3 protein-coding genes and 1 pseudogene are annotated in these 6,108 nt (G+C 70.8%); all 4 read left to right on the top strand.

The genetic code is table 11. The features are described from left to right. Nucleotides 1–451 precede the first annotated feature (451 nt). Nucleotides 452–628 (top strand): annotated as a pseudogene (locus AB0D57_RS41860) (DNA-binding response regulator); the annotation flags it as partial. 295 nt (nt 629–923) lie between these two features. Further along, on the top strand, nt 924–1,952 hold the full coding sequence (locus AB0D57_RS41855) for a lysylphosphatidylglycerol synthase transmembrane domain-containing protein (protein ID WP_362086434.1): 1,029 nt from the start codon (nt 924–926) through the stop codon (nt 1,950–1,952). Between the two features lie 70 nt (nt 1,953–2,022). Beyond that, the gene (locus AB0D57_RS41850; RefSeq protein ID WP_362086431.1) at nt 2,023–2,364 is read left to right on the top strand and encodes a CU044_2847 family protein; all 342 of its coding nucleotides are present in this window, start codon (nt 2,023–2,025) and stop codon (nt 2,362–2,364) included. A 104-nt stretch (nt 2,365–2,468) separates the two neighbouring features. After that, nucleotides 2,469–6,107 (top strand): serine protease, encoded by a 3,639-nt coding sequence (locus AB0D57_RS41845; RefSeq protein ID WP_362086428.1) that lies wholly within the window; start codon nt 2,469–2,471, stop codon nt 6,105–6,107. Nucleotide 6,108 lies beyond the last annotated feature (1 nt).

The following is a 6,108-nucleotide window of genomic DNA, read 5'->3' as shown; positions in this document are numbered from 1 at the left end:
CTCCGCCTTGCAGTTGGACGCACCAGACCCCGCTCACCAGCGTTTATAGGGCGCCGCCGATTTCCTGCGACTTGATCCGCCGGACAGGCCCTAGAAGCGGAATCCGAGGCCTGGAAACGGAGCCCGGAAAGGACCCGCCCCGGCCTGGCTCATGACACTGGGCGGCCGGGGCGGGAGTACCGACGGCACGGCTCCAGGAGGGTGGCCAATCGCCGACTTGCGTGTACGCGCACGGAAGGTGCCCTCGTACGCAGCGAGCGCCCGGCGATCCCCCTGCCCCTTAGGACAGGTCCTAGCGACCGCTAGCGCCTCGCGGCGCTGCCGTCCAACCACTCGCCCGAGTTCGCCCCGCACCTGCCCATCGCCCTGCCCACGGCGACAACGGCCATGACCACGGCCGCGCTGGCACTCCTGGACCGGCCGATGGAAAGCATCTCGGCGCCTTAGACCGGCGCGGCGGCTGCGGCCCGACGTGGGTCTGCCGGACATCCGGATGCCGAAGCCGGACGGCCTCGAGGCCACCTGCCTGCTGTCGGGACCGCTGCGGGTCGTCGTGGTCACCACCTTCGACCTCGCCGAGTACGTCTACGGCGCCCTGAACGACGGCGGCTGCGTCTTCCTGTCGAGGACGCCGGGCCGACCGTGCCGGCCGAGGCCGCCCGGAACCGCGTGGGGATCGCCGCCTGGGCCCATCACCACGGATACCGTCTCCGCGAAACATGTGCGGCCCCTGCGTTTCCACAGCACCAGGAGATCGTCCAGGTCGGACGCCTTTCCCGGCCACGTCGCCCACCCGCTGGTACCCCTTCCCCTCCCGGACACCGTGGCGTCACACCGGGCGGGAAGATTTCGGCCGTCCCCCTACGTCGCTGTTTATCCGTCGGCCCCCACCCAGGGCGCGACGCGGAAGGACGACGTGCGCCGTGTCCTTGCTCCCGCTCGACGAACTCCCCACCACGCTCCCCTCCTCCCCCTCCTCCCCCTCACCCACCCCCTCGCCCGTCCGCTCCCCCTCCACCGTCGCCCGCCTCACCCGCCTGACGGTGACCCTGCTCCCGCTCCTGCTGATCGGGGCGTGGGCGGTGGTCGACTGGCGCACCGTGCGCGACGGCGCCGCCCGGCTGGCCGGCGCCGACCCCTGGTGGCTGCTGGCCGGAATCTTCTTCACCTGCCTCGGTTGGACAGCCGCCGCATGCGTCCGGCAGGGAGCCGTACCGGAACGGCTGCCGCCCGGGCTGCTGCTCGCGTCGCAGTTCGCCGCCGGCGCCGCGAACCATGTGCTTCCGGCGAGCATCGGCGCCCATGCCGTCACCCTGCGTTTCCTTCAGGGCCGCGGCATACCTCTGGCCCGGGCCACCGCCTCGCTCGCCCTGTACTCGCTGGTCAAGCCACTGGCGAAGACGGTGGTGCTCATCGCGTTCCTCGTGGCCTTCCCCGACGTGTTGCGGCTCGGCGAACTCGTCCCGGACGACTTGACGTTGCTCCTGGCCGCCGGGGCCCTGGTGCTCGGCCCCGTCATCGCCTGCCTGCTCCTGACGGTCGTACGTCCACTGCGCCGCCCGGCACTCGGATTCGTACGCACCGCCCTGACCGAAGCGCGGCTCCTGCACACCCGGCCCAGCCGCGTCCTCCCCCTCTGGGGTGGAGCGGCCGCCACCCCACTGCTCCAGGGAAGCGTGATCGCCTCGGTCGGGTTCTCGCTCGGACTGCCGCTGTCCTGGGCGCAGGTGGTCCTCGCGCTCCTCCTCGCCAGCACCGCCGTCGGAGCCGTGCCCGCGCCGGGCGGCATCGGTCCGGTGGACGCGGCGCTGGTGTTCACCATGGTCGCCTTCGGCGCCCCGATGGACCTGGCCACGACGACCATCGTCGGCTACCGCGTCCTGACGGTCTGGGTGCCCCTCCTGCCGGGCACGCTCGTCCTCTCGGCCCTCGTCCACCGCAAGGTGCTTTGAATCCTCCCCCTGGAACGGAGATCCATGGGATCCGAGGACAAGGAATGTGGTGGCGTGGCAGGTTGTGCGTATGACGAACCGATTGCTCCCCGTACGGGTGGGTGAAGTCGAGCTGCTGGTGGAGATGGTGCCCGTGCCCGGGTCCGAACCCACGTCGCGGTTACGGGACGCGGGCCGGCAGGTCGTGGACTCCTTCGATCTCGCGCGGGACGCGGTGGTGGAGATCGCCACCTCCACTGCGCAGGCGGTCGGACGGCTCCGGGAACAGGCGGTACGGCCCGACCAGGTCGAGGTCGAGTTCGGACTGAAGTTCTCGGCACAGGGGAATGTCATCGTGGCCGGCGCTTCTGGAGAAGCCTCTTTGGTGGTGCGGATGACGTACCAGGCCCCGACCGCGGCCCCCAGGGCCTGACGCGCTGGGGCCGTGTCCCAAGAGGGGGTGGGATGAGCGGTTCACTTGGTCATCCCCGAGTCTCGGGGTGCCTCGGGCGGGTTCTCGCCGAGGACAGCTCTGCGATGGGCACGTGTTTTCAGGTGGCGCCCGGCGTCCTGATCACGGCCTGGCACGTACTGGCGAACCTCGGATGCGCCGAGGTGGGCTCCGAGGTGACGACCGATGCGCTCAACGGCTCGATGGCCTCGGCTCATGCAAAGGTCGTGGCGATCGACCCCGTATGCGACCTGGCCGTGCTGCGCCGCGCGGAACCCCTCGAAGAGTCGGTGGCGGGCTGGGCGCCGACCGACGGTGTGGAACTGCTGACCAAGGTGATGGTCAATGGTGTCCCCGAGGTGGACGACCCGGGGCACAGCTATGCGTTCCTGCATGCCACGGGCACGTGGCAGGGCTGGACGATACGGGACGGCGTGCCGCTGGGAAGGCTGTCGTCCGATTCGGTGCTGCCCGGCATGAGCGGCGCCCCGGTGGTCCGCCTCGCCGACGGACTCGTACTCGGCGTGGTGTCGGCGCGCTACAACAGCGCCGACCACTGGCTGCGCAACTCGGTTTGGGTCGCCAGGACCGAGGATCTCACCCACCTGCTGGAGGACTCCGCCCAAGTCGGCGTGCAACATCGGCTGGTGCTCGACACCTTCGACGACGAGGTGGGCACGGTGATGTCCGCGCGCGGCTCCGCCCTGGCGTCCGTCGGTCCCGCCGCGGCGGGAATCGTCGGTCCCGTCGAAGCGGCACGGGAGGCCGCCCTCGTCCTCATCGCGCTCGACGACTCGTGCCGCGGCACCGGCAGGCTGGACGACGCTGTGGAGCTGCTCGTCTCGCGTGCCTGCGGCGAAGGCTGGGATCAGCGGGAAGTCGAGGGCCTGCGGCGCAGACTCCGCCTGCTCGGCCTGGAACCGAGGGTCCTTCTACCGCGCCTTGACGACCACGAGGAGGCGGTACGCCGGTGGACGGGCACGCTCCCCGGCACTCATCCGGACCATGAGGTGTCCGGCCACGCGGCGCGCGCCTTCCTCGGCAGCCTCCGCCGTGTCCTGTGCGACGAGTTGGAGGGCGGCCTCTTCGCGGAGCTCTCCCCCGCGTGCCGCCGCTTCCTACGGGAGGCTCTGGATGACGCAGACACGATCCCCCTGTCCGGCTTCCTGCACGCATTGCTGAACCAACTGCCCCCGATCCGCAGCTCGTCGGTGCAGCCCGTACTCCTCAGTGCTCGCCCCATGGCGGCGGACAGCGCGGGCGAGGGCAGCGGTGGCGACCGGGACGACGACCGCGGCCGGACGCCGTTCGGAATCGGGCCGGTCCCGGGCCGCCCCGAACTCGCCGCGGTCGCCGTCCAGATGTCCGGCCTGCCTCCCTCGGACTCGTGCGTCACCGGCCGCGAGGAGCTCGTGGCCAGGGTGGTCGGTGCGGTCGACCGACGCATGACTCGGCATGGGGCGGCGACCGCGTTCCTGTGCGGGCAGCCGGGTGTGGGCACATCCGTCGTGGCCGTCGAAGCCGCCCGCGCGCTCACTCCCGCCTTCCCGGGCGGAGTGTTCTACGTGGATCTTCAGGGGCTGATCCCGGACGCGGACGCCCGTCCCAACGCCCGTACGGTGGTGCGGATCGTCACCGAGGCCCTGGGTCTCGATCTCGGCTCGGAGATGATGGACGACGCCCGGGCGATCGCGTCCTTTCTCGCGCAACTGCACGATCGGCGTGTCCTGCTCGTCCTCGACAACGCCCGCGACGCCGCCCACGTACGGCCCCTCGTCAAGGCGCCGCCCGGCTGCGGACTCATCGTGACCTCGCGGGACCGCGCCCAGGACTACGCCGATCCCGGACTCGTTTTCGAGGTCGGGCCGTTGGACCGGAACGCATCGGTGGAGGTGCTCACTCGATGCGCGGAGGGACGGGACTTCGGCTCCTTGGACGACGACGCGGCGGGCGCCCTGCACCGGCTGGCCCATCTGTGCGACGACGTACCCATGGCGCTGCGTATCGCCGGGGCCCGCATGATGCACCCCACGGGGCTCGCCCCCTCCTACCTCGTACAGCTGATGGAGACGGAATCGGAACGGCTGGAGGTCCTGGACTACGGCGACCGGCCCGTCCGCCTGGCGATCCGGCTCAGCCACGACGCCCTCGACCCGGCCGCACGCCGGGTCCTCCGGCTGATCACCGCGGCACCCGGATCGGCCCTCACCGGGGCGGAACTGGGCCACTGTCTCCAGGCACCTGCGCTACGGCAGGAGCTCCTGTTGAACCGGCTGGTGGACCGCAGCCTCGCGCTCCAAGACCTCGTCCGCATGCCCGCCGGGCGGCTGCTGGCCACTTTCCGTCTGTTCGACCTGGTGCGACTCTTCGCCATGGAGCGGCTGCAGGAGGACGAACCGTCGGACGCCGTAAGCGAGTTCCAGCATGCCTCCGTGTCGTATCTCTGTGCGCGGCTCACCGAGATCACGGACCAGACGCACGGCGCCCAGCTGTCGGGCGAGCTCGATCCCACCCGCTTCCACGCGGCCCAACGGCTCGCACAGGACAACGAATGGCTGGACCTCGCGACGGACCTGGCGATCGGCCTGCACGTCCTGTACACCGCCCGCGGTGAACTCGACGCCATCATCGGTGTCAACGACAACCGCATCGCCCTGCACCTGCGGCAGGGCCGGTCCGAGGAGGCAGTCAAGGCCTGCCTCCTCAACGCCGACACTCTGCGCGGGGCCGGGGCCTTCGGTCCTGCCGCCGACGCCGCGCGCCAAGCCGCCGGCATCGCGAAGGAGTATCGGCTCCACCAGCACGTCGCCGACGCCGAGTTCAGGCTCAGTCTCATCCTGTGGGACCAGGAAGAGTGGGCCGAGTCGCTGACCGCGGGCGAACGGGCGGTCACGACGCTCACCTCGGCGGGCCGTTCGGCCGCCGCTGTCCCCGTCGCGATCAACAATTGCCGCATCGCCCGCCGGATGGACGGCTTCGATCTCGCACTTCGGTGGGGCCGTACCGCCACGGAACTGGCGGACCAGTGGAGCACCGCCGAATACCGTGCCATGGCGTGCAACGAGCGCGGCCTCGCCGAGGACGACGCAGGAAACACCAGAGCGGCGCTCGATCTCTACCGCCGTGCGGCGAGCCTGTGGGAAGGAATCGACAACCTCGGCAACGCGGCCAACGACTACGCCAACGCCGCCTTCACCGCCCACAGCCTCGACGACCCGGCCACCGCGGTTCACCTGCAGCAGCTCGCCGCCGATCTGTGGCAGCGCGCCGAGACCTATCCCAGAGTTCTGGAAGCCCTCATCGACGCCAGCTCGCTGTACGCCGTGCAGGAGGCGCACGAACAGGCCACGCGAGTCCTCGCCCGCGCCGAACGCCTGGCGCTGGGCGTCGCCTCGGGCGCACCCGGTCTCCTGCGCTGCGAAGTGCTCGTACGCCACGCGGCGGCCCGCCTGTTCCACGAGGACCCCGACACCGGACCCTCCGCGGGAGAGGACACCGACGAGCGCCGCACGGCGGAAGCCGAGACCGCCAAGGACGACGAACTGTCCCGGGTCCGCAATGTTCTGACCCGCTATCAGGCAGGGGAGCTCGCCGAACGCGAAGCCCGGCGAGAGGTCCACTCCCTGCTCACCACCCGCACCCGTAATCGAGCGCCGCGGAATCCGCCCTGGGTGTACGAGAAGTTGGGCCAGGATCCGGGGAACCGCCCCGTGCTGGAGGCCTGAA

The organism is Streptomyces sp. NPDC048275, from assembly GCF_040652275.1.
Taxonomy (GTDB): Bacteria; Actinomycetota; Actinomycetes; order Streptomycetales; family Streptomycetaceae; genus Streptomyces.
The sequence above is the reverse complement of the archived record's forward strand: the minus strand, read 5'-3'. Positions and strand labels throughout refer to the sequence as shown.